This is a genomic window from Gordonia prachuapensis (assembly GCF_036350515.1).
Lineage (GTDB): Bacteria > Actinomycetota > Actinomycetes > Mycobacteriales > Mycobacteriaceae > Gordonia > Gordonia prachuapensis.
Genome location: NZ_JAZDUE010000005.1, coordinates 61,009 through 83,024 on the forward strand (window position 1 = coordinate 61,009; position 22,016 = coordinate 83,024).

Annotated in this window: 19 protein-coding genes and 4 tRNA genes; 13 read left to right on the forward strand and 10 right to left on the reverse strand. The window is 67.4% G+C overall.

All coding sequences use genetic code 11. The features are described 5' to 3' along the window. Positions 1-11 precede the first annotated feature (11 nt). Positions 12-578, reverse strand: a complete 567-nt coding sequence (locus V1Y59_RS07375) for a VOC family protein (RefSeq protein WP_330504176.1) — start codon at positions 576-578, stop codon at positions 12-14. A gap of 37 nt (positions 579-615) precedes the next feature. Here V1Y59_RS07375 and V1Y59_RS07380 point away from each other — a divergent pair, with 37 nt between their 5' ends. Then, entirely contained in the window at positions 616-1,278 is a 663-nt protein-coding gene (locus V1Y59_RS07380) for a TetR/AcrR family transcriptional regulator (protein ID WP_330504338.1), read from the forward strand. 5 nt (positions 1,279-1,283) lie between these two features. Here V1Y59_RS07380 and V1Y59_RS07385 read toward each other — a convergent pair whose 3' ends face one another. The 5 genes from V1Y59_RS07385 to V1Y59_RS07405 all read right to left on the reverse strand — a co-directional run bounded on the left by V1Y59_RS07385 (position 1,284) and on the right by V1Y59_RS07405 (position 3,002). Beyond that, positions 1,284-2,189, reverse strand: coding sequence for a cyclase family protein (locus tag V1Y59_RS07385; RefSeq protein ID WP_330504339.1), 906 nt, complete (start codon positions 2,187-2,189; stop codon positions 1,284-1,286). A 175-nt stretch (positions 2,190-2,364) separates the two neighbouring features. Next, positions 2,365-2,622 (reverse strand): hypothetical protein, encoded by a 258-nt coding sequence (locus V1Y59_RS07390; protein ID WP_330504177.1) that lies wholly within the window; start codon positions 2,620-2,622, stop codon positions 2,365-2,367. Positions 2,623-2,742: 120 nt separating this feature from the next. Continuing rightward, positions 2,743-2,817, reverse strand: a tRNA-Val gene (locus V1Y59_RS07395). Positions 2,818-2,833: 16 nt separating this feature from the next. Then, positions 2,834-2,907: transfer RNA gene (locus tag V1Y59_RS07400), tRNA-Cys, on the reverse strand. Between the two features lie 22 nt (positions 2,908-2,929). After that, positions 2,930-3,002, reverse strand: a tRNA-Gly gene (locus V1Y59_RS07405). A gap of 232 nt (positions 3,003-3,234) precedes the next feature. On the opposite strand from V1Y59_RS07405, the gene V1Y59_RS07410 reads away from it, so the two are divergent. The 3 genes from V1Y59_RS07410 to V1Y59_RS07420 all read left to right on the forward strand — a co-directional run bounded on the left by V1Y59_RS07410 (position 3,235) and on the right by V1Y59_RS07420 (position 7,054). Further along, a tRNA-Val gene (locus tag V1Y59_RS07410) sits at positions 3,235-3,309 on the forward strand. A 64-nt stretch (positions 3,310-3,373) separates the two neighbouring features. Further along, positions 3,374-4,798: a carboxylesterase/lipase family protein gene (locus V1Y59_RS07415; RefSeq protein WP_431309123.1), complete on the forward strand. Its 1,425-nt coding sequence runs from the start codon at positions 3,374-3,376 to the stop codon at positions 4,796-4,798. Between the two features lie 102 nt (positions 4,799-4,900). Then, a complete protein-coding gene (locus V1Y59_RS07420; RefSeq protein WP_330504179.1) occupies positions 4,901-7,054 on the forward strand; it encodes an acyl-CoA dehydrogenase family protein in 2,154 nt (717 codons plus the stop codon). 45 nt (positions 7,055-7,099) lie between these two features. On the opposite strand, the gene V1Y59_RS07425 is transcribed toward V1Y59_RS07420, so the two are convergent. Further along, positions 7,100-8,641 carry an adenylate/guanylate cyclase domain-containing protein gene (locus tag V1Y59_RS07425; RefSeq protein WP_330504180.1) on the reverse strand — a complete coding sequence of 514 codons (1,542 nt, stop codon included), beginning with the start codon at positions 8,639-8,641 and terminating at the stop codon, positions 7,100-7,102. A gap of 136 nt (positions 8,642-8,777) precedes the next feature. Here V1Y59_RS07425 and V1Y59_RS07430 point away from each other — a divergent pair, with 136 nt between their 5' ends. After that, positions 8,778-9,461 carry a hypothetical protein gene (locus V1Y59_RS07430; RefSeq protein WP_330504181.1) on the forward strand — a complete coding sequence of 228 codons (684 nt, stop codon included), beginning with the start codon at positions 8,778-8,780 and terminating at the stop codon, positions 9,459-9,461. A 58-nt stretch (positions 9,462-9,519) separates the two neighbouring features. Here V1Y59_RS07430 and V1Y59_RS07435 read toward each other — a convergent pair whose 3' ends face one another. Both V1Y59_RS07435 and V1Y59_RS07440 read right to left on the reverse strand, forming a co-directional pair. Next, on the reverse strand, positions 9,520-10,791 hold the full coding sequence (locus tag V1Y59_RS07435; protein WP_330504182.1) for a glycosyltransferase: 1,272 nt from the start codon (positions 10,789-10,791) through the stop codon (positions 9,520-9,522). Next, a complete protein-coding gene (locus V1Y59_RS07440) occupies positions 10,788-11,378 on the reverse strand; it encodes a TetR/AcrR family transcriptional regulator (RefSeq protein WP_330504183.1) in 591 nt (196 codons plus the stop codon). The genes V1Y59_RS07435 and V1Y59_RS07440 overlap by 4 nt, the downstream gene beginning before the upstream one ends. 151 nt (positions 11,379-11,529) lie before the next feature. Between V1Y59_RS07440 and V1Y59_RS07445 the strand changes: the two genes are divergently transcribed. Continuing rightward, on the forward strand, positions 11,530-12,936 hold the full coding sequence (locus tag V1Y59_RS07445; RefSeq protein ID WP_330504184.1) for a glycosyltransferase 87 family protein: 1,407 nt from the start codon (positions 11,530-11,532) through the stop codon (positions 12,934-12,936). 42 nt (positions 12,937-12,978) lie between these two features. Next, positions 12,979-13,395 (forward strand): TIGR02611 family protein, encoded by a 417-nt coding sequence (locus V1Y59_RS07450; RefSeq protein ID WP_330504340.1) that lies wholly within the window; start codon positions 12,979-12,981, stop codon positions 13,393-13,395. A 12-nt stretch (positions 13,396-13,407) separates the two neighbouring features. Here V1Y59_RS07450 and V1Y59_RS07455 read toward each other — a convergent pair whose 3' ends face one another. Then, a complete protein-coding gene (locus tag V1Y59_RS07455) occupies positions 13,408-15,531 on the reverse strand; it encodes an FUSC family protein (RefSeq protein ID WP_330504185.1) in 2,124 nt (707 codons plus the stop codon). Between the two features lie 370 nt (positions 15,532-15,901). Here V1Y59_RS07455 and thrS point away from each other — a divergent pair, with 370 nt between their 5' ends. Genes thrS through V1Y59_RS07485 form a run of 6 tightly spaced genes read left to right on the forward strand, consistent with a single transcriptional unit; the run spans position 15,902 to position 21,991 of the window. Beyond that, positions 15,902-17,980, forward strand: coding sequence for a threonine--tRNA ligase (gene thrS, locus V1Y59_RS07460; protein WP_330504186.1), 2,079 nt, complete (start codon positions 15,902-15,904; stop codon positions 17,978-17,980). Continuing rightward, a complete protein-coding gene (locus V1Y59_RS07465; protein WP_330504187.1) occupies positions 17,973-18,551 on the forward strand; it encodes an ATP adenylyltransferase in 579 nt (192 codons plus the stop codon). Before thrS ends, V1Y59_RS07465 begins: the two co-directional genes overlap by 8 nt. A 34-nt stretch (positions 18,552-18,585) precedes the next feature. After that, the gene (gene pgsA / locus V1Y59_RS07470) at positions 18,586-19,314 is read left to right on the forward strand and encodes a phosphatidylinositol phosphate synthase (protein ID WP_330504188.1); all 729 of its coding nucleotides are present in this window, start codon (positions 18,586-18,588) and stop codon (positions 19,312-19,314) included. A gap of 28 nt (positions 19,315-19,342) precedes the next feature. Beyond that, positions 19,343-20,293 carry a phosphatidylinositol mannoside acyltransferase gene (locus tag V1Y59_RS07475; protein ID WP_330504189.1) on the forward strand — a complete coding sequence of 317 codons (951 nt, stop codon included), beginning with the start codon at positions 19,343-19,345 and terminating at the stop codon, positions 20,291-20,293. After that, positions 20,290-21,414 carry a glycosyltransferase family 4 protein gene (locus V1Y59_RS07480; RefSeq protein WP_330504190.1) on the forward strand — a complete coding sequence of 375 codons (1,125 nt, stop codon included), beginning with the start codon at positions 20,290-20,292 and terminating at the stop codon, positions 21,412-21,414. The genes V1Y59_RS07475 and V1Y59_RS07480 overlap by 4 nt, the downstream gene beginning before the upstream one ends. A 40-nt stretch (positions 21,415-21,454) precedes the next feature. After that, complete coding sequence (locus V1Y59_RS07485) at positions 21,455-21,991, forward strand: LemA family protein (RefSeq protein ID WP_330504191.1); 537 nt, start codon at positions 21,455-21,457, stop codon at positions 21,989-21,991. Positions 21,992-22,016 lie beyond the last annotated feature (25 nt).

The window sequence follows — 22,016 nt, forward strand, 5'->3', positions numbered from 1 at the left end:
GCGTGTGCGGGTCAGGGGGCGGTGTGGGCGTGGCGGTCGGCTGCCGTCTTGGGTTCGTGGGCCACGTCGGCGGCCGTGAATTCTCGGGTCCAGCAGGCGAACTCGAGCAGTACACCGTCGGGGTCCTGGAAGTAGAAGGACCGGACGAACGTGCCGGGGTGGACGTGTCGGGACACTCCGGCGGGACTGTCGTCGTGGTTGAGAACGGGGCTGACCGCGACTCCGGCCGCTTCGAGGCGGGTGCGGTAGTTGTCGAACTCCTCTGGGGGCACGGCGAACGCGACGTGGTTCATGGAACCCACGGCGCTGGCGAGCTCGCCCTCATCCGGGCGGCCTTTGGGCGCGGCGATCCCGGGTGCGGCGTCGGGGGAATCGGCCAGCCAGAAGAACGCGACGGTGTTGCCGCCGCCGCAGTCGAAGAAGAAGTGCTGACCGAGTCCGGCGGGCAGGTCGAGGGTCTTGACCAGCGGCATGCCCAGGACCCCGGAATAGAAGTCGATCGTGCGGCGCATGTCGGCGCACACCAGGGCCAGATGGTTGATTCCGCGTAGTTCGAACGTGGTGTTCTGGGGGGACATCGGAACTCCTTGTCGAGGTGGGTATGACTTGACGGTCATGTCAGCCTGGTGGATGGTTCTGGAGGTGGCGAAGTCGTCGGTCAGCAGTTCATCGGTGCCCGCTCCTGTCGAGTCGTTGTCTCGACGTGGCCGGGCGACCCGCGACGCGGTTCTCGACGCCGCGCAACGGGTGTTCGAGCGGGTCGGGTTCCTTGATGCCCGCGTCGAACTGATCGCGCAGGAGGCGTCGGTCTCGTACGGGACGTTCTATCGGTACTTTGTGTCCAAGGAGGACGTCTTTCGTGAGCTGAGCACTCGGCTATTCGCCGAGGTGCACCTGCAGGAGCCGTCGTCGCCCGACCTCTCGGCCTCGCAGCGACTTGTCGCGGCCAACCGTTCCTACTACGAGGCGTATCGGCGCAACGCGCGCATGATGGCGATCGTCGAACAGGTCGCGACGTTCAACGCCGAGTTCCGGGAGCTGCGGCACCGGCACCGCGCGCAATGGATCGATCGAACCGCTGCGGCCATCGCCCGGTGGCAGGCCGACGGCCGCGCGAGCGTCGCGCTCGACCCGGTGATGGCGGCGCGGGCGATGGCGGCGATGGTCGATCACACGCTCTACCTGTGGCTGGTGCAGGGGGAGGACGCCGACGAGGAGCTGTTGCTGACGACGCTGGACCAGATGTGCGTCGGCGCACTGGGTCTCGATGCCGGCTGAGTCCATCAGCGGATCGCCAATGGGTTGATCGGGGAGCCGACACCCCGGGTGAACTTCAGTGGCGGCCCGGCGAAGAAGAAGTCGTAGCGACCATCGGCGGCGCAGGCCTCGGCGAGTTCCTCGAAGTCGAGCATCTCGGCAAGCGTCATACCCATGTCACGGATCAACACCATGTGCACTTCGAACAGTGCGCCGGGGTTCTCGCCCGGGATCGCCTCGATGGCCCAGTTGTCGGAGCCGACGACCGCGACGTCACGGTCGCGGAGCCACTGTGCGCTGCTCAGCGCCAGGCCGGGCTCGCCGGCCATGAATCCGTGCGGGTCACGCTCGGCGAGAAACTTGGCGCGCCAGCCGGTTCGGAACAGCAGGATGTCGCCGGTCCCGACGTCGACGCCCTGCGCGGCGGCCACGGCGTCGAGCTCGTCGGCGCCGATCGTCGACCCGGCCTCCAGCCAGTCGACCCCGCGGTGGCGGGCGATGTCGAGTAACACCCCGCGACCGGCGATCCCGTTGCCCTGGGTGTGGATGCCGCACTTGTCCGCGCCCTTGATGGTGACCCCGTCGCCGGGATGGCCGTTGTAGAGCTTCTCGTCGTAGTGGACGTGGGCCAGGGCGTCGTACTGCGAGCCGGCCTGCAGCGGCATGAAGACGTAGTCGTCGGCCCACTTGAAGCCACCGGGCAGGACTTGTTCCTGTCCGTTCTCCGACATCAGCCGGATGGGGTTCATGCGTAGGCCGCCGGGCTGCGGACCGTCGGCGTCGAGGGGGATGCCGAGGTCGAAGATCTCTCCGGTGCGGATCAGGCCGGCTGCGGCGGCCACCCGTTCGGGCGTGATCAGGTTGGTGGTCCCGCGCTCGTCGTCGGCGCCCCAACGGCCCCAGTTGCGTACTCGTGCACCGAGTTCGCGCATGTCGGTGGTGGATTCCGATGTCGTCACGTGACCTCCTCGTCGATGACAGGCCCGATCGGCGAGGGAGCCACGAAAGCTGCACCCTCATCAAACCAAGCGGAACATGACATATGTGTCATGTTCCGGTCGTGATTGTGACGTGAGGCACTGCGTCAAGTCAACAGGCGGTCTGGCGCTACTCCCGCACCTGCGCGACCGACAACAACACGGTGACCGTGCCATCGTCGCCCTGATCCGGCTCGTGATCGGTCAGAGTGAACTGCGTCAGGCGGGCGACATTCACGAAGTATGCGGTGGGCTCGGGGTCGCCGACGGTCACCGCAATGGGTTCCTGCTTGCGGACCACATCCCGGAGGAACTCGGTGACCTCGGGCACGGATTCGGTGAAGAGCAGCTGGATATCGAGCTCGGGGGAGGTGAGAAGTGTCGACATGTTGCTGATCGAAACAAGAGTTGGCTTCGCGTATGTCACTTTCCGTCGAAGCGCTTCTAGATCACCACGTCGTGAGAGCAGGAAAGGCGCCCGTAAAGGGCGCCTGACCTGCAATAACAATGGTGCGCGATACTGGGATTGAACCAGTGACCTCTTCCGTGTCAGGGAAGCGCTCTCCCACTGAGCTAATCGCGCGGGTATGCAATTGGTGTGGAGGTGGCGACGGGAATCGAACCCGTGTACACGGCTTTGCAGGCCGTTGCCTCACCACTCGGCCACACCACCAGATGCGAGAGGACTCGCGCCGAGCGGATGACGGGATTCGAACCCGCGACCCTCACCTTGGCAAGGTGATGCGCTACCAGCTGCGCTACATCCGCATGGTCGGGAGCGATCTTGTGGATCTTTTGTGCTCTCGACGCGAAGCAGAACACTATCGGACGGACTCGCAACACGCCAAATCGCCTGGTCAGGGCGTTGCGATCACGAGGATGTGCAGTTGGGGGCGATGCCCGACGATGTCGACACGGCCCGAGTACGCGGATTTGGGGTAGACGCGGAACTCCGTGTAACCTTCCTCCTCGTGCACCGGCGCGCCTCGCGCCGAAACACGGTCCCGTGGCTCAGTGGAAGAGCGTCCCGTTCACACCGGGGAGGTCGCTGGTTCGATCCCAGCCGGGACCACCATCTCCATCCTTCGGGTTCGCCGGATCGGCTCGCCATCGCGGAGCGTCTTGTACGGTCGGAATCTGTGACTCGTGCCTACGTGAGTAGTCCTGTCGTCAGCACCACCGCCGGTCGAGTTGCCGGCCGCACCGTCGACGGGATCTCGTCATTTCTCGGGATTCCTTATGCGGCACCGCCCGTGGGGGCGGCCGCGTTCGCTGCGCCGACCAGGCCGTCGGAATGGGATGGTGTGCGGGCGGCCACCGAGTACGGGCCGACGGCGCCTCAGGTACCGTACCCGGCCCCCATCGCCGCCCTCCTCGACAACGTGATCGTGCCCGGCGACGACTATCTGAACCTCAACGTCTGGACACCCGACCCCGGTGGTGCCGGACTGCCGGTGATGGTGTGGATTCACGGGGGTGCCTTCACCCGTGGCTCCAATCGGATAGAGACCTACGCCGGCGACACGTTCGCCCGTGACGGCGTGGTGTGCGTCGGTATCAACTACCGGCTGGGGACCGCGGGCTTCGCGTCGATCGACGGCGCGCCGGAGAATCGCGGTCTTCGCGACCAGCTCGCAGCGCTGGAGTGGGTACACGAGAACATTGCTGCGTTCGGCGGCGACCCCGACAACATGACCGTCTTCGGGGAGTCGGCGGGCGCGATGAGCGTGGCGTCGTTGATCGCCTCACCCCTGGGTGAAGGTCTGTTCCACCGGGCGATCATGCAGAGTGGCAACGGTTCGGCCGCGGCCGATGTGTCCGACGCACGCAAGGTGACCGAGCGAATCGCCGCGATACTGGGCGTTGAACCAACGATCGAGGCCCTGGGCCGCGTCGACGCCGCGCAACTACTCACCGCGCAGACGCAGATGTCGCTGGAGGTGATGACCAATCCCGACCCCGCGCTGTGGGGAGCATCGGTGATCGACGTGGGAATGGGTATCACGTCCCAGTTCCCCGTGATCGACGGCGAGGTGCTGACCAGCGTTCCGCACATGGCGATCGCCGACGGCGCCGGCGCGGACATTCCATTGATCGCCGGGTGGAACGCCGACGAGTACCGCTTCTTCATGGTGGCCACCGGCGGTGCCGCTGCGGTCAGCGAGGACGGCGCGGCAGCGGTGCTGGGGCGGGCACCGGGCGGCCTGGACTTTCTGCGCGGCCGACTGGAAGCTGGTGTGACGCCGGGAGACGCACTGGCCGAGGCGCTCACCGCTCGAGCCTTCTCGGCGCCGACGACGAGGATCGCGCTCTCCCGTCCGCCCGGATCGACGTTCCTCTACGAGTTCGGCTACCGCAGTCCACAAGCCGATATCGCGGCCGGACACGCCGTCGAGATCCCGTTCGTGTTCGATCACCTCGACGCAGCTCACGCGTTGGTCGGTCCGCAACCCGACCAGCGCATCGCCGATGACATGCACCGGGCGTGGGTGGATTTCGCCACCACGGGCATATGCGGGTGGGCCGCATACGCCGACGGCGCGCGTGCTCATCGTTTCGGCTGACATCCCCGGGGTCGTCGAACACCACACGGAGTCACCGCATGCACGTTCCCGTGTGTGCGAAAAGCGCTCACGTATCAACCCCGCGTCACTACGCTGACCGGCATGAGCATCGCCTTGACCGAAGACCACATCGAATTGGCTTCGGTGGTTCGTGATTTCACGGTCGAACGAAAGGTTCGCGCGGAGGCACGTACCCTGCTCGACTCTGAGGACGAGCCACTTCCCCCTTTCTGGCAGGACATGGCAGACCTCGGATGGCTGGGGCTTCATGTCCCCGAGGAATTCGGCGGATCGGGTTACGGCATAGCCGAACTCGTCGTCGTTGTCGAAGAACTGGGACGTGCCGTCGCGCCCGGACCGTTCCTGCCGACCGTCATCGCCTCGGCGATCGTCGGTCAGGCCGACGACCCAGCGCGGGGCCGCTGGCTACGGCAGCTCGCCGACGGCTCGATCACCGCCGGGATCGGTCTCTCGTCCGACCTGAACGTCTCCGAGGAATCCGTTGCCGGCGAGGTCCGGAACGTTCTCGGTGCCCCGCTGGCGAACATCATCCTGGTCGTCTGCAACGACGACGTTCTGTTGGTCGAGGCGTCGGACACTGGGGTGGGCATCGACGCCCGACCCAACCTCGATCCGACACGTCGATGCGCGAAAGTGTCGCTGTCCGACGCCACGGTGACCGTTCTGGCGGGACTGGGTTCGACCGCACTCGCGCTCGCGCGCACTCTGGTCGCCGCCGAAGCGGTCGGCGGTGCCCGGGAGGCGCTCGATACTGCCGTCGCATACGCGAAGGTCCGCGAACAGTTCGGCCGAACCATCGGCTCGTTCCAGGCGGTCAAGCACCACTGCGCCAACATGCTCGTCGGCGCGGAGACGGCGACTGCGGCGGTATGGGATGCGGCACGGGCAGCCGACGAGCAAGACGACGCATTCGCGTTGGCGGCTGCCTCGGCAGCCGTGTTGGCTCTGCCGGCGTATTCCGCCAACGCCGAACTCAACATCCAGGTTCACGGCGGTATCGGTTTCACCTGGGAGCACGACGCCCATCTGCACCTTCGACGCGCAACAGTCCTGAAAGGGCTCTTCGGTGGGCAGTCGCCGGCGCGGAACGTTTTCGACCTCACCGCCACCGGGCCCATCCGCGCCAACAGCCTCGATCTTCCCGCCGAGGCCGAGGAGATGCGTGCGGGCATCAGCGCCGACATTCGCACAATCGCCGCGATCGACGATGACACCGCGCGACGGGAGAAGCTGATCGAGACCGGGTACGTGATGCCCCACTGGCCCAGGCCGTGGGGACGGGCAGCGGACGCCGTCGAACAACTGGTCATCGAAGAGGAGATGACCGCGGCCGAACTCAAACGTCCGGACTACAGCATCACCGGATGGGTCATCCTCACCCTCATCCAGCAGGGCACGCAGGATCAGATCGACCGATTCGTGAAGCCGGCGCTGCGCGGCGACGAGGTGTGGTGCCAGTTGTTCTCGGAGCCCGATGCCGGCTCTGATGCGGCCGCGGTCAAGACCCGCGCCGTCCGCGAGGACGGTGGCTGGCGTATCAACGGGCAGAAGGTGTGGACCAGCGGCGCACACCTGTGCAAGCGGGGTCTGGCGACCGTCCGTACCGACCGGGATGCACCCAAGCACAAGGGCATCACCACGGTGATCATTGACATGTCGGCACCGGGTGTCGAGGTCCGACCGCTGCGGCAGATCACGGGCGGGGCCGAGTTCAACGAAGTGTTCTTCACTGATGTCTTCATTCCCGACGCCGACGTCGTCGGCACGCCGAATGAGGGCTGGACGGTCGCGCGGGCGACCCTCGGCAACGAACGGGTCAGCATCGGCGGCGGCTCCGGCGGCGAAGACACGGTCGCATACATCCTGGGCCTCGCCGAACGTTACGCACATCGCGTGGACGGCTCGCGCGCGAGGATCGGCGAGTTTCTCGCCGTCGAGAACGCGCTGCGGCTGCTCAACCTGCGTCGTGCGGCTCGGTCGGTGGTCGGCGCCGAGCCGGGACCGGAAGGCAATGTCACCAAACTCCTTCTCGCCGAACACATCGGCGATCGCGCGCGGCTGTCGGCCGAACTGCTCGGTCCAGACATCGCCTACACATCAGGCGCCGGACAGATGGCAGGTCTGCTGGTCCTCGCCGCCCGCGGCATCACGATCGCCGGCGGTACCTCGGAAATCACCCGCAACCAGATCGCCGAACGTATCCTCGGACTGCCTCGCGATCCGCTCATCCGGTGACGCGGTGGGCACGGAGCCGCGTGGCAGCCGCGACTCCAGCCGGTATCACCGTCCTCCGTTCGACGGCCCGAGGCGGGCCAGACCCCGAAGAACCCACGGCGCCCGCCGCGCCATCAGTCCGACCGCTCGGTCCGCGCCGCGCATCGCGGCGCGCGGACCGGGTGTCGGCGTGGCAATCAGATCCGCCTCGGCCGATCCGGCCTGTGCTCCGTGCCGCTCGACCGCCAACAGCTGCCAGGTTCCGGACACGCCGCGCAGTTCGACGATGCCGCGGTCGGCGAAGCCGGTCCCTGAACCCACGACCAGGTCGCGGACGGTGCGGGACACCAGGATGTCGCCCGGCTGGGCCTGCCCGAGAATGCGTGCGGCGATGTGCACGGCGATTCCGCCGATGTCGTCGCCGATCAGTTCACACTCACCGGCATGAATCCCGGCCCGGATCTCGACGCCGATCATCTCGGTCTCGGTCCGTAGCGCTTCGGCGCAGCGAATGGCCTGAGTCGGACCGTCGAATGTCGAGAGATGTCCGTCGCCGGTGTTCTTCACCACCGTGCCACCGAAACGTTCGGTCGCCTCTGCGGTGATCGAGGCGAAGCGATGCAGCACCGCTCGCCAGCGCTCGTCGCCTGCCTCCTCGACGTGCCGCGTCGACGCGACGATGTCGGTGAACAGCACGGTGCGCAGCGCGCGATGCGACTGCGGTGGCGCAGCGTGGCTTCCGGTGAGGAACTCCTCGATCGCGGTCAGGATGCGGTCTGGCTCGGTGGCCCACGGCGCGTGGTCGATCCCGTCGACCTCCAGCCAGCGGGCTCCGGGAATGTGGTGGGCGAGATAGCGGCCGCACTGCACGGGCATCGTGTCGTCGCGGGCATGGATCACCAGGGTCGGTGTGGCGAGGGTTGGAAGGATCGCCCGGACGTCGATCGCAAGGTTCGACTGCATCGTCGCCCGCGCCATCCCTGGGCTCGCGCACATCCGCTCGACCAGTGCGAGCTGGCGCATCGACTGGGTCGACGGGAACAGGCGCTTGCTCGCGGCACCCGTTCCCCACGCGTTCTTGGCGGCCCGCGCAAACTCCTGGAGACCGATGATCTTCTCGATCGGGGGCGTGTACGCCTCACCGAGCTCACTTCGCTGACGTGCCTGAAGTTGCGTCGGATCGCCTTCCAAGGCATTCCAATCCGCCCCGGCGAGAAACGCGAACGACCCGAACAGGATCAGTGCCCGCACACGCTCAGGTCGTCGTGCTGCGAACAGAATCGACTGCGCACCACCTTCGCTCATACCGAACAGTGCGGCGTCGGTGAATCCGGCGGCGTCCATCACCGCCTCGATCTCTGCGGCCCGGTCATCGATCGTGCGGACGCGGGGGAGCGGATCCGACAAGCCGACTCCGGCCTTGTCGAAGAGCAGGACCTGACAAAACGTACCCAGGTGATCGAAGAAGGACTTGAACTCCGGGACGGTCCAGAACAACTCGAGGTGGGTGACCATCGGGCCGACGAACACGAGTTCGATGGGCCCGTCGCCGAATACTCGGTACGCCAGGCTGAGATCGCCGCACCGCGCATACGACGTTTCCTGCACGTGTCGACGATACGGCTCAGGGGATCTCCAGGAGAAGCATCCGACGACCTCGTCGGCGCCGGGCCGGATCGTGCCCGGGGCGGCGCTGTTCGGCGCGCTGTTGACGCGGTGCGTGCGTGCGGTCAGATTGGAGGTCGTGACGACTCCCGGCGCCCGGGGACACCGATGGTGGGATCGGCGTCTGTTCGGGCATTGGATGCTGATCAACGGTCTCGCGTATGCGGTGATCGTGGTCGGAGGTGCCTCGCTCGAGCAGATCGCCTCCGGGGTCACGCTCGGCCTCGCCGTCGATCATCGGGGGTGGGCGATCCTGCTTGTCGCGATCATCGGGGCGGCGGTGCAGGGGGCCGTACTCGGCCGGTGGCAGTGGCGCGTTCTGGTGACACGGGTTCCGGGACTTGCGATGCGCCGATGGGTCATCGCGACGTTCATGCCCGCGCTCGTCGTCTGGTTGCTGGTGATCGCGCCGGCCGCCGTCGATATGCTCGCCGACGGTGGCGAGACGCTGATGGCATTCCGGGACGGGTTCGTCCAAGCGGTCGTCCTCGGCCCGCTGATCGGCCTTTCCCAGGCCGGCGCGTTGCGGGGCCACACCACCCGATGGCCGTGGTGGTTCGCGGCGAGCATCACCACGTATGCGTTCGGCGCGGCGGCGTATCAGGTGGGGCGGTGGTTGTTGTCGGAGGTATCGATCCTGCAGTGGGCCACACCATCTTTCCCGTTGTTGGGCTTCGTGATCTACGGGTTGTGGATGCTGTGGGTGACCGCGGAGGAGGCCACGGTGAACGCGCCGCGCTCGTCGTCGAACACTGCCGGGTGATGGCGACTCGCACCCTCATCACCATGGTGGTGGTGCGGCAGCCGACGGAGGGTCCCTGCTAGGTTCGGGCGCCCCCGAACTCGAGCGCCTCGAGCTCGGCGATCAGCTCACCCGAATCGGCATCACGGACGATGACCGCGCCGAGTCGCCGCGCCGCGTCGGTGAATGTGGGATCGTCCAGCAGGCGTTGCGTGGCATCGGCGATCTTGCGCTGACTCGACTTGCGCGACAGCGTGATCCCGGCTCCGCGGGCGCTCACCCGAATCGCGTTGTCGGGTTGGTCGCGGCCGTGGGGGAGTGCGAGGATCGGCGTGCCGGCGGCGAGAGCGCGAACCACGGTGCCGTGGCCGCCATGGGTGATGACCGCACTCGCGTGCGGGAGGATCGCCGAATGGGGTGCCGCCGCGACCACGGTGACGTTGTCGGGTGCCGTCAGGGTGGACGGATCGAGGGCTGGACCGGTGGTGACGACGCCGCGCACCGGTAGTTCCGCCAGCGCGTCGATCACGCGTTGCAGGCAGGCCGTCTGATCTTGGAACGTCGACGACAGTGCGACGAGGACCAGCGGTTCGTCACCCGCGGGCGGCGTCCATGTGGTGGTCGCCCAGTCCGGGTCGTCGAGCACCGCGCCGACGTAGCGGACGTGTTCCGGCATCTGTGCGGGGAAGTCGAACTCCCGCGATGTGAGCACAAGGTGTCTGCGTGCGAGGTGGACCTGGTCGAAGAACTCGGCGACCGGCGGCAGGCCGTACGTCTCGCGGAGTGCGTTGAGGCGCGCGACTCCCTTGTTCCACTGCCGCAATGTCACCCGGCGGACAATGCGGTCCCGCAGTCGGGTCAGGGGGCCGTGGGCGGGCATCAGGCCGAGACACGCAGGCGGCATTCCGTCGACGGGCAGCAGGTAGGTGTTGGGGAAGGGGACATCGAACCGAACACCCCGCGCCTGCGCGGCCACCATCGCGCCGACCGCGAAGAACGAACACACGACGAGGTCGGGTTGCACGGTGTCGATCGCCGCAACGGTGTCCCGCGCATAACCCGGTGCCGGACCGATGAACTGGTGGTCGAGCAGCATCCGGAACAGTTCAAACGGATTGCGGCACTCCCAGTCCCGGTAGTATGCGTCCTCCGGTAGTCGCGACGCACGATTCGGGGCCGTCGTCCACGGCAGGTGATCTGCACCCGTGGCGGCCACATCCGGAATCATCGACGCTTCGGCGATCACCGTGACGTGATGCCCTCGCTCGACGAGTCGGCGCACTATCCTGAGCTCCGGCGGAACAGTGCCACCGCCGTCGACGAGCGCGAACAGATATGTGCGAGTGGTCATGGTGAGTGTCCTGTCAGGATGCCGGCGACCAGGCCGGCCATGGTCTTCTCGGTCTCTGCGCGGTTGCGCCCCAGGTCGCGTCGAAGCAGTTTCCAGATGTAGACGTCGGTGGCCGCGTGCAGCGCGTCCAGGAGTTGTTCGCGGCGTTTCGGATTCGCGGGGATGCTGTCGGCGAAAATCGTTGCCAGCCACGTGCGGTGACCCGCGCGCGCGACACCCAACTGTGCGCTGAGTTCGGGGAATCGATCCGCGGCCATCGCCCAGCGGACATTGGCGTCGCCGATCTGCTCGTAGTTCCCGACGAGTGCGCTGATGGCGCCCTCCACGTCACCGGGGCGTGCTGCGCGCGCGGCGAACGTTTCCTCGGCCAGCACCTCGGTCACGCCGACCACGACGCCCGCCTTGGACTCGAAATGATTGAGCACCGTTTGATGCGATACGCCCGAGGCCTTGGCGATCGCCGCGAGCGTCACATCCTCGAAGGCCTTCTCGAGGAACAGTTCCGTCGCCGCGGCGAGAATTCGGTCGCGGGTGGCGACGGTGCTGTCGGCACGGTCGGACTGGGCGTAGGCACGTGTCGTTTTCATTTGACCATTACTCAAGCACTGATTTGAGTGACGGTCAAGCGAAATTCCCCGTGCATCTGCCGAATGACCGACCACTCGATGAGGCGTCGAATGTCGCACTCCCACGGCGATTCTCCGCGTCGCCGAGGTCGGGGGCGAGTATGTTCGCCCTGTGTGCGCAGCCGCCGCCCCGGATCGGGAGCGGTCGGTTGCGCCCCCGATCACCTGGGGACTGGTGGCGCTGGCCGCCGTGTGTGCCATCGGGGTCGTCGCGTGGCACGTCACCGCCGTGCCGCTCGGGAATCCGTTCTACGGCCTGTTCGCCAACTACACCGACCTGAAGGTGTATCGCGCTGGTGGGCAGAGGATTCTGGACGGCGAAGCGCTCTATGCGGGCCCGGTCCTCTGGCATCTCGAGTTCACCTACCCGCCGTTCGCCGCGGTCATTCTCGTTCCGGTTGCCCTCGTCGCCGAGGGGCTGGCCACCTTCGGTTGGTCGACTGCCACGCTGGGCATGCTCGTCGGCGTGTTCGTGCTCGGCTTCCGCAGTCTGGGCTATCGGTGTGACGGCCGGCTGTATGCGTTCGCGGTGCTGCTCGCGGTCTGCGCCACCGCGCTCGAACCGGTGCGCACCACCGTCTGGCTGGGCCAGATCAACATCGTGCTGATGACCCTGATCCTGGTCGACCTGGTGCTGCTCGATCTGGTCCGCCCGGGTTCCCGGCTCAAGGGCGTCGGTGTCGGGCTGGCCGCCGGCCTCAAGCTGATCCCCGCCTTCTTCCTCATCTACCTGGCCGCGATCCGGCAGTGGCGCGCACTGGTGACCGCTCTCTGCGTGTTCGCCGCGACCGTCGTCGTGGGCTTCCTGGCGGTTCCTCGCGACTCGTGGACGTACTGGACGCAGGCGGTGGCGGGGACGGCGCGGGTCGGACCGGTGGACTCACCCGCCAATCAGTCCGTCAACGGTTTCGTGTCACAGCTGCTGGCCTACTTCGACATCCGACGGTTCGCTCACCCGGTGGACGGCATCCGGGTATACGAGGCGCCCTGGTGGCTCTGGATGCCCTTCGCCGCGATCGCCGCCGTGCTCGGCGTCTGGGCGGGATGTGTCGCTCATCGGCGCGGCCGGGACTTGCTCGCCGTGTGCATCGTCGGGATGACGGCGGCGACCGTGTCTCCGTTCAGTTGGGGCCATCACTGGGTCTGGTTCGTCCCACTGTTCGTGGTGGCCTTCGACGTCGCCTATCGCGGTTCGCGTGACCACGGGTGGGTGGTCTGGTGGCGGTGGCTCGGGCCGATCGGCATCGTCACCATCTCGTTCACCTGGTGGTATCACTGGTGGGACAGCGGGCCCCGGCTGGGCTCCGACCACGCGATCGCCCTGGGCCTCTTCATGATGCCGCGATGGCCCGACCCGCAATGGTTCGACCGACTGACGGTCGTCTTCTACTCCGGCTGCTATCCGCTCGTGTTGCTCGTGACCATCATCGTGACGTTGGTCACCGGGGTGAGCCGGCCTCGCGCCCATCGCGTGTCGACGCTCGATCGGCCCACCGAGGTGGTCACACCGGTCGGCTAGGCTGGTCGGGCACAAACGGTCACAGGGGTGGGAACGAGGACGATGTCGGGCTGGAAGCAGTTGCGACTGTGGTGGCGCAAGAAGCGATACCTCATTCGCCGTAACCCCCGGCTCTACCTCACCTATCGGATGGCCGTCGGCGTCGTGGGCACCATCGTGCTGCTCGTGGGCATCATCACGATCCCGTATCCGGGACCTGGCTGGCTGACCGTGTTCCTGGGGCTCGGCATCCTCGCATCGGAGTTCACCTGGGCCCATCGCCTCCTCAAGTTCGGCCGCGGCAAGTACGACCTGTGGATCGACTGGATCGGGCGACAACACTGGTCGGTGCAGGCCATCGTCTGGCTGGGCACGGCCGCCGTCGTCGTCGTGACTTTGTGGCTGCTCGGCGCCCTCGCCCTCGTCGCCGGCTGGGTGGGCATCGACGCCGCCTGGCTGGAAAGCCCGATCCTGTCCTGACCCACGGCCGAGTCATTCGGACGGGCTGGGGGAGTGTGGCGCGGCAGGTGTCGGATGGCCCCACATCTGTTCGAGATCGTTGAGATAGGCGGCGGCCCACAGCAGGTCGCTGGGAACGGTGGGTGTGGTGCGGGCGTCCAGGACATCGGCCGCCACCGACGCCGAAATTCGCCCGCCGGGGTCACCGTCCAGCCGGGCTCCGACCGACGTGGCGTGCTGTTCGAGCGCGTCACGGACCGCGGTTTCCGACGTCGATGATCCGCGCAGTGGGATCTGGGCGATCCGTTCGGCCGCCAGCATGGTCCGCAGCATGCGCGACGAGGAGGCCATGACCGCGTCGATGTCGTCGGGAGTGCCCCCTCGGTCGGTGAGGTACCTGCGGACATCGTCCTCGAAGGTCCGGATGGTCCGCGAAGCATCCACCTCCAGGCCCGCCTCGACCGGACGGTGACGTGTCACCCTCCGGACGGCGGCGGCCAGCAGATCTGCGACCGACCCGGCGGCCTCGGTGCGTTGACGACGCAACGCGATCATGGGATTGCGCGGCCACAGGGCCAGCGAGACGACGGCGGCGACGGCTGCCCCGATCGCCACGTCCTCGACCCTGATCACGCCCACCTCGAATCCGGTCGGTGCGATCACGTTGAACAAGAGCACGACGACGAGCGTGAACGCGGCCTGCCCGGCCAGGAACGAGATCACCTCGGGTGCGTAGGCGGCGAGGAACACGGCCGGCGGGAGCGCGATCCACAGGGCGACCGGTCCGGTACCGACCGCGATGAGCAGCGCGGCACCCAACCCGAAGCCCAACAACGTACCGACCAACGCCCGCAGCACCGACGAACCGGTCGTCAGCGCCGAGCTGCGCAACACCGACATCGTGCCGAGCACGATCCAGAATCCGTGCTGGACAGGGAAGAGCTCGGTCACGCCGACCGCGATCGCCAGCCCGAGCCCGCCGCGCACGCTGTCCCGCAGGGACACCGATCCCCACCGCAGATAACCCCGCAGGTAGTTGGGTGAGGTGAGCGGTGTGGGGGCCGGGCGGCCGTCGGCGAACACGGCCGGGAGCCCGCGTCCCAAGATTCGGTCGCGAACCGGGCGCGCGTCGGCAGCGCCGGACCACGCGATGATCCGGCCGACCGCGATGACCGCCGAATCCACCGCATGCGACTCGAGGACAGCGGCTGCGCGGTGATGATCGACGGTTTCGGCGAAGTCGGCGAACCACCGGTCGCGCTCGACGTCGAGTTCAGCGACGAGTCTCTCGAGCTCTGTCCGCGAACGCTCACGATCGGACGCGGTCCGGGCGTTCAGGGTCGCTGCGGCCGCTCGCAACAACCCGGCTCGGATCGTCGACGACGATCCGCGCGCCGACGTGCGCGCGGTGGTGAGCCGATCGGTGAGCCACTGCAGCTCGCTCACCACCCGGACGAGCGCGCGGCTGCCTGCGGACAGGCCGACCGGACGGCAGGCGCCGGAGAGAAAGCTCTTCTGGAGTTCCGCGGCGGCGGCGCGAACCGCCATCGCGTCACCCGTGCCCTCGACGAACTCGGCGAGAAGCAGGCAACTGCGGGCCGCGCGTTCGCGGAGCCGGTCATGGTGAACCGGTGCCAGCACGAACAACGCGGCGGGCACGCAGCAGGCGACGGCGAGCCCCCACCCCAGCAGTCGGTCGGGCACCGCGCCGATGGGTGCGGGGACGGCCACCGGCAGCACGAAGGTGAGCAGGACCGATCTCCCCGCCGCCGCGAATGCCGCACTGACGACGCCGCTGAACAGGACCAGACTGCCGACGACGAACATCGCGAGCACCGCCGCCCATGCGATCCCGGAGAGCGTGGTGCCCAGCGTGATCAGCACCGCGCCCACCACCCCCAGCCCGAGGTAGCTCATCGTCCGCGTTCGGCGATCACCCGGAAAGTCCACGAAGACGAGGAGTGCGAACGATCCGAACACCGCGAACACCGGAGTCTGCGTGCCACCGAAGACGTAGAAGGCGATGGCGAAGGTCGCGGGAATGAATGCGCAGGCGCGCACGGCACGACGGAGGGCGTCGTGTTCCGGGTCATGGGCGTGCACGTGAGCGCGCAGTGCCCCGACGACGTCAGCCGCCACCGGGTCCTGTCGGGTCACCGCCGCACCAGGCGGGCATCGATCGCTTCGATTCACCGTCCCGGCCTCCCTGTCGACGGGTTCGTGGAAGGTATCGCCCGGCCCTGCAGCCCGCGGCCGCTCGAACCCCGCAATCGTACTGCGCACGCCGGCCATCGGGAGGACCCCGAAAAGGCCGGATACCTGCGACGCCGCTGACGGTGGGTGGAGAGCCGGAGGGGGTGACAGGCTAGGTGGACATCGACGCCGTTCGGTCGGTCGGCCCGATACCCTGATCCGGTGTGCGCCGGTGCGGATGCGTATCCGCCACCCGGATACGATCGTGCTGCCACAACAGCCTTGATCCGGTGTGCCTGCAGGCAACCCGAACGACCACCAGAGGAGCGGTTTCGTGCCCGACGATGTGATGGTGACCAGCCCCGCCACGATCCGTGTGCCAGCTGGGACTACCGCGGGCACTGCGCTACGCGACCATGACCTGCCCAACAAGGGTCCCGAGGCGGTCGTCGTGGTCCGCGACGCGGCCGGGCAACTCCGTGACCTGTCGTGGGTGCCCGACCTCGACACCGACGTCGAACCCGTGGCGGCCGACACCGAGGCCGGACGCAGCGTCATCCGGCACTCGTGTGCCCACGTGCTCGCCCAGGCGGTTCAGGAACTGTTCCCCGAGGCCAAGCTCGGCATCGGTCCGCCGATCAAGGACGGCTTCTACTACGACTTCGACGTCGCCGAACCTTTCACTCCCGAGGACATCGCGGCCCTCGAGAAGAAGATGAAACAGATCATCAAATCGGGGCAGCGGTTCTCGCGGCGGGTGTACCCGTCTGCCGACGCGGCGCGCATGGACCTGGCCGCCGAGCCGTACAAGCTCGAACTGATCGACGACAAAGGCGCGGCTGCCGACAGCGAGATCATGGAGGTCGGCGGGAGCGAACTCACCGCCTACGACAATCTCAATCCGCGCACCGGCGAACGTATCTGGGGCGACCTCTGCCGCGGGCCGCACGTACCGACGACGAAGTACATCCCTGCGTTCAAGTTGACCCGGTCATCGGCGGCGTACTGGCGGGGTGACCAGAGCAACGCCGACCTGCAGCGGGTCTACGGGACCGCCTGGGAATCGTCTGAGGCCCAGGATGCCTACCTCGAGCTTCTCGCGGAGGCGGAGCGGCGTGACCATCGCAGGCTCGGCCTCGAACTCGACCTCTTCAGCTTCCCCGACGAACTGGGCTCCGGCCTGCCGGTCTTCCACCCCAAGGGCGGCATCATCCGCAAAGAACTCGAGGACTACTCCCGGCAGCGTCACATCGATGCCGGCTATGAGTTCGTGAACACGCCGCACATCACCAAAGGCCATCTCTACGAGGTGTCCGGTCATCTCGACTGGTATCGCGAGGGGATGTTTCCTGCGATGCACGTCGACGCCGAGTACGACGAGCAAGGCGAGCTCCGTAAACCCGGCCAGGACTACTACCTGAAGCCGATGAACTGCCCGATGCACAACCTGATCTTCCGCGCGCGCGGACGTTCCTATCGCGAGTTGCCGATCCGGTTGTTCGAGTTCGGGTCGGTGTATCGGTACGAGAAATCCGGGGTGATCCATGGACTCACCCGCGTGCGGGGCATGACGCAGGACGACGCGCACATCTACTGCACCCGGGAACAGATGGGCGAGGAACTCACCTCGATCCTCGAGTTCGTGCTGTCGCTCCTCAAAGACTACGGCCTCGACGATTTCTACCTCGAACTGTCGACACGGGACCCGGAGAAGTCGGTGGGCTCCGACGAGGTGTGGGAAGAGGCGACCCGGACCTTGGCCGAGGTGGGACGCAAGTCCGGACTCGATCTCGTGCCGGATCCAGGTGGCGCCGCGTTCTACGGACCCAAGATCTCCGTCCAGGCCAAGGACGCCCTCGGACGTACCTGGCAGATGTCGACCATCCAGTTGGACTTCAACCTGCCCGAACGATTCGAACTCGAGTACACCGGCGCCGACGGCGCCAAGCATCGCCCGGTGATGATCCACCGGGCACTGTTCGGCTCCATCGAGCGGTTCTTCGGGGTACTCACCGAGCACTACGCCGGGGCGTTCCCAGCCTGGCTGGCGCCGGTGCAGGTGGTCGGCATCCCGGTGGCCGAGGCATTCGGCGATCACCTGCAGGGTGTGATCGCCGAGCTGCGCCGACGTGGGATTCGTGCGGAGGTCGACTTCTCCGACGACCGCATGCAGAAGAAGATCCGCACCCACACCAAGGCGAAGGTGCCGTTCATGCTCCTCGCCGGCGAGCGCGACGTGAGCGCGAACGCCGTCAGTTTCCGGTTCCGGGACGGCACCCAGGTGAACGGCGTCCCCGTGGACGCCGTGGTCGACATCATCGGCGACTGGGTCGAGTCGCGACGCAACGATTCCCCGACGGCGGAGGTCATCGATCCCGGTGTCGTCGCCGGATCGGACACGACGGATGGCTGAACCCGACCACAACCCCGACCAGAACCGGCCGCACGGCGAGATCCGTGACTGCGGAACCGGGGACCCGGACCGCCTGCAGCGGTTGTGGAGTCCGCATCGGATGACCTACATCACCGCCGACCCACCACCGTCGGAGAAGTCGACCGGGCATCCTTTCCTGGACATCCCGACGATGTCGGACGAAGAGGGCCTGATGGTCGCGCGCGGTGAGTCCGTGTACGCGGTGCTCAATCTGTACCCGTACAACCCCGGCCACACGATGATCGTGCCGTACCGGCAGGTCGCCGATCTCGAAGCGCTCACCGCGGTGGAATCCGCGGAGTTGATGGCGTTCACGCAGCGCATGATCCGCACCATCAAGGCCGTGTCCAACCCGAATGCGTTCAACGTGGGCCTGAATCTCGGGTACGCGGCGGGCGGCTCCCTGGCCGAGCACCTGCACCAGCACATCGTGCCGCGCTGGATCGGCGACGCGAACTTCATCACGGTTGTCGGCGAGACGAAAGTCATGCCACAGTTGCTGCGCGACACCCGTTCGCTGCTCGCCGCGGCGTGGCACGAACAGTCGTGATACCGGTCGGTCGGGGGAGGAAAGGAGCGGTCAGATGCTGAGCATCCGGGGCCGTGCCTCGGTGTCGAAGGTGACCTTGCCGCTGGGCCGTGCATTGCTGCGCACCGGACTCACCCCGGACCTCATGACGCTCATCGGCACGACCGCGACCATCGTTGCCGCACTGACCTTGTTCCCGATGGGGCACCTGTTCGTCGGGACGCTGGTGATCTGGCTGTTCGTGATGTTCGACATGCTCGACGGCGCGATGGCCCGGGCGCGAGGCGGTGGTACGCGGTTCGGAGCGGTCCTCGATGCGACCTGCGACCGGGTCGCCGACGGCGCGATCTTCGCCGGGCTGGCCTGGTGGTGCGCGATCACCGAACCCCACAATCTGCTGCTGGTGGCCACTCTCATCTGCCTGGTGACCTCGCAGGTCATCTCGTACGCCAAGGCGCGTGCGGAGGCCAGCGGGCTCAACGGCGACGGCGGCTGGATCGAGCGACCCGACCGTCTGATCATCGTGTTGGTCGGCGCCGGCCTCACCGGTCTCGGCCTCGACTGGGCGATCCACGTGGCGATGTGGCCGTTGGCCGTGCTGTCGGTGATCACGGTCGGACAGCGGATGTGGTCGATACACGAATCACCCGGCGCCCGTGAGCTGATCCCGCTCGGGTCAAACGAATCCGAGGACGCCGAGGACTCCGACGAGGGTGAGCACACGCCGGAGGGCCGCGACGAGGAACCCCCGACCGGCACACAGCGCCAGGCCGGGGCACACTGACAGCCATGCTGACGGCGAAAAGGACCCGATGAGCTCGCTGACGTCGCGACTGTCGGATCTGGGGTACGCGGCCGGGTGGGCGGCCGTTCGTCACGCCCCGGAGGGGTGGGCGCGCGCCGCTTTCGACCGGGCCGGTGGTTTCGTCGGACGACGCAACGGCGGGCCGGATCAATTGCGGCGCAACCTCGCCCGAGTCGTCGGGACCTCACCGGCGGATGTGCCCGATGACCTCGTCGCAGCAGCAGTCCGCTCCTACGCGCGCTACTGGTGTGAAGCGTTTCGGCTACCCGCCCAGGACCTGGCCGAGACCGCCGCCACCGTCACCGTTCCCGCCGCCGACCGCGCCAACCTCGATGCGGCGATCGCGCGGGGCAGAGGAGTCGTGCTGGCGCTGCCGCACACCGGCAACTGGGACATGGCCGGTGTCTGGCTGGTGCAGCATTACGGCAGGTTGACCACGGTGGCCGAACGCCTCGAACCGGAATCGTTGTTCGAACGGTTCGTCGCCTATCGCGAGTCGCTCGGTTTCGAGATCTTCCCGCTGAGCGGCGGCGAGCAACCTCCCTTCGGTCAACTGGCGCAGCGGCTACGTGACAACGGCATCGTCTGTCTTCTGGGCGAACGCGACCTGGCACGTCATGGCGTCCCGGTGACCTTCTTCGGCGAGAAGACGCGCATGCCCGCCGGATCCGCCCGACTCGCCATCGAAACCGGTGCCGCGCTGCTGCCGGTGCATCACTGGTTCACCGAGGCGCCGACGTCGCTGGTGTCGTGCGGGGCACCGATCGACGTCTCCGGTGGTGTCGAGTCGGCCACCCAGGCTCTGGCCGATGCCTTCGCCGCCAACATCGCGGCCCATCCCCAGGACTGGCACATGCTGCAGCCGTTGTGGGAGGCGGACTGGTCGCAGGCCCGCCGGGCGCGCATCGGCACCGACGGGGCGCAGGGTTCCGCGCCGCCGGGGGAGTTGGGCCGATGAGGATCGGGATGATCTGTCCGTACTCGTTCGACGTGCCCGGTGGGGTGCAGGCCCACGTGGTCGAGCTCGCGCAGGTGTTCATCGAACGCGGCCACGAGGTCAGCGTGCTGGCCCCGTCGGCGCCGCAGACCCCGCTGCCGGACTATGTGGTCTCGGCCGGTCCGGCCCTGGCGATCCCGTACAACGGGTCGGTGTCGCGGGTGAACTTCAGTCCAACGGGCTATCTGCGGCTGCGGGATTGGCTCGCGCACAGTCGTTTCGACGTGTTGCACGTGCATGAGCCGAATGCGCCGAGCCTGTCGATGATGTCGCTGATGGTCGCCTCCGGGCCGATCGTCACCACGTTCCACACGTCCACGACCCGGTCGATGTGGCTGTCGGTGTTCCAGGGCATCCTGCGGCCCTATCACGAGCGGATCGCCGGCAAGATCGCCGTCTCGGAGCTGGCACGGCGCTGGCAGATGGAATCCCTCGGCTCCGATGCGGTGGAGATCCCGAACGGAATCGACGCCGCCGGATTCGCCGGGGCCGCACCGTTGGAGGGCTATCCGTGGCCCGGGCGCACGATCCTGTTCCTCGGCCGCTACGACGAACCCCGCAAGGGCATCGACATCCTCATGCGCGCCTTGCCGGCGATTGTCGTCCGGTTTCCCGACGTTCGCGTCCTCATCGTCGGCGGCGGCAACGAGCGCGCGCTGCGCCGACGCGCCGGCGCCCTGGCCGACCATCTCGTCTTCCTCGGTCAGGTCGACGACGAGACGAAGGCGCGGGCGCTGCGTTCGGCCGACGTGTACTGCGCGCCCAACCTGGGTGGCGAGAGCTTCGGGATCGTCCTGGTGGAGGCGATGGCCGCGGGGGCGGCGGTGGTGGCCAGCGACCTCAACGCGTTCCGGCGGGTCCTCGACGACGGGCGGTCCGGACGCCTGGTGCCCACCGGGTCGTCCGACGACCTCGGTGAGGCGCTCATCGACCTGCTGTCCGACGACGACGCCCGTACCGAACTCGTGGCGGCGGGTCGTCGACGCGCCGACCGGTACGACTGGTCACGGGTGGCCGATCAGATCCTGCGGGTGTACGAGACCGTGACGGTCGGTGCGAGCCCGGTCGTGGTGGCCGAGTAGTGCCGACAGACACGCAGACGCAGACGCGGAGGGGGAGGCGATGACGATCTCGGGGTTGACGGTGGCGATCATCGCGCTGATCGTGTTGCTCGTCGTCCTCGCGGCCGGCTGGGCCTATCAGACCGCGAACCGACTCGACCGTCTCAACGTCCGCGTCGATCTGGCACGACAGGCGCTCGACGCCGCCCTGGCGCGCCGAGCGGTGGTGGCCAGAGCGATCGCCGCAGGCATGATCGTGAGCTACGACGACGCGGCACGTGAGGCGGGGCAACGTCTCACCGTGGCGGCCGACCAGGCCGAACGGGCCACACCCGACGCCCGCGAACAGGCCGAGAACACCGTGTCGACCCTGCTCGCGCAGCTCGACACCCAGTCCCGGCCACAGGGCCTCGTCATTGAACTCGCGGACGCCGAGACCCGCATCATGATGGCCCGACGTTTCTACAACGACGCCGTCCGCGACACCCGCAGCCTCGCCGAGCGGCGACTGGTGGCGTGGCTCCATCTCGGTGGCACCGCCGAGCTGCCGCAGTTCTTCGAGATCGTCGAACGGGTCACCCCGGGGAGTGGTTCCTGACCTCGCCTAGACTTGGGGGACAGCC

Excerpts from the sequence above, each read along its gene's own strand:
- V1Y59_RS07465 (WP_330504187.1), top strand. The coding sequence starts at position 17,973 with ATGGCTGAACCCGACCACAACCCCGACCAGAACCGGCCGCACGGCGAG.
- V1Y59_RS07440 (WP_330504183.1), bottom strand. The coding sequence starts at position 11,378 with ATGAAAACGACACGTGCCTACGCCCAGTCCGACCGTGCCGACAGCACC.
- V1Y59_RS07375 (WP_330504176.1), bottom strand. The coding sequence starts at position 578 with ATGTCCCCCCAGAACACCACGTTCGAACTACGCGGAATCAACCATCTG.
- V1Y59_RS07390 (WP_330504177.1), bottom strand. The coding sequence starts at position 2,622 with ATGTCGACACTTCTCACCTCCCCCGAGCTCGATATCCAGCTGCTCTTC.
- V1Y59_RS07385 (WP_330504339.1), bottom strand. The coding sequence starts at position 2,189 with ATGCGCGAACTCGGTGCACGAGTACGCAACTGGGGCCGTTGGGGCGCC.
- V1Y59_RS07420 (WP_330504179.1), top strand. The coding sequence starts at position 4,901 with ATGAGCATCGCCTTGACCGAAGACCACATCGAATTGGCTTCGGTGGTT.
- V1Y59_RS07380 (WP_330504338.1), top strand. The coding sequence starts at position 616 with ATGTCAGCCTGGTGGATGGTTCTGGAGGTGGCGAAGTCGTCGGTCAGC.
- pgsA (WP_330504188.1), top strand. The coding sequence starts at position 18,586 with ATGCTGAGCATCCGGGGCCGTGCCTCGGTGTCGAAGGTGACCTTGCCG.
- V1Y59_RS07435 (WP_330504182.1), bottom strand. The coding sequence starts at position 10,791 with ATGACCACTCGCACATATCTGTTCGCGCTCGTCGACGGCGGTGGCACT.
- V1Y59_RS07485 (WP_330504191.1), top strand. The coding sequence starts at position 21,455 with ATGACGATCTCGGGGTTGACGGTGGCGATCATCGCGCTGATCGTGTTG.
- V1Y59_RS07480 (WP_330504190.1), top strand. The coding sequence starts at position 20,290 with ATGAGGATCGGGATGATCTGTCCGTACTCGTTCGACGTGCCCGGTGGG.
- V1Y59_RS07475 (WP_330504189.1), top strand. The coding sequence starts at position 19,343 with ATGAGCTCGCTGACGTCGCGACTGTCGGATCTGGGGTACGCGGCCGGG.
- V1Y59_RS07450 (WP_330504340.1), top strand. The coding sequence starts at position 12,979 with ATGTCGGGCTGGAAGCAGTTGCGACTGTGGTGGCGCAAGAAGCGATAC.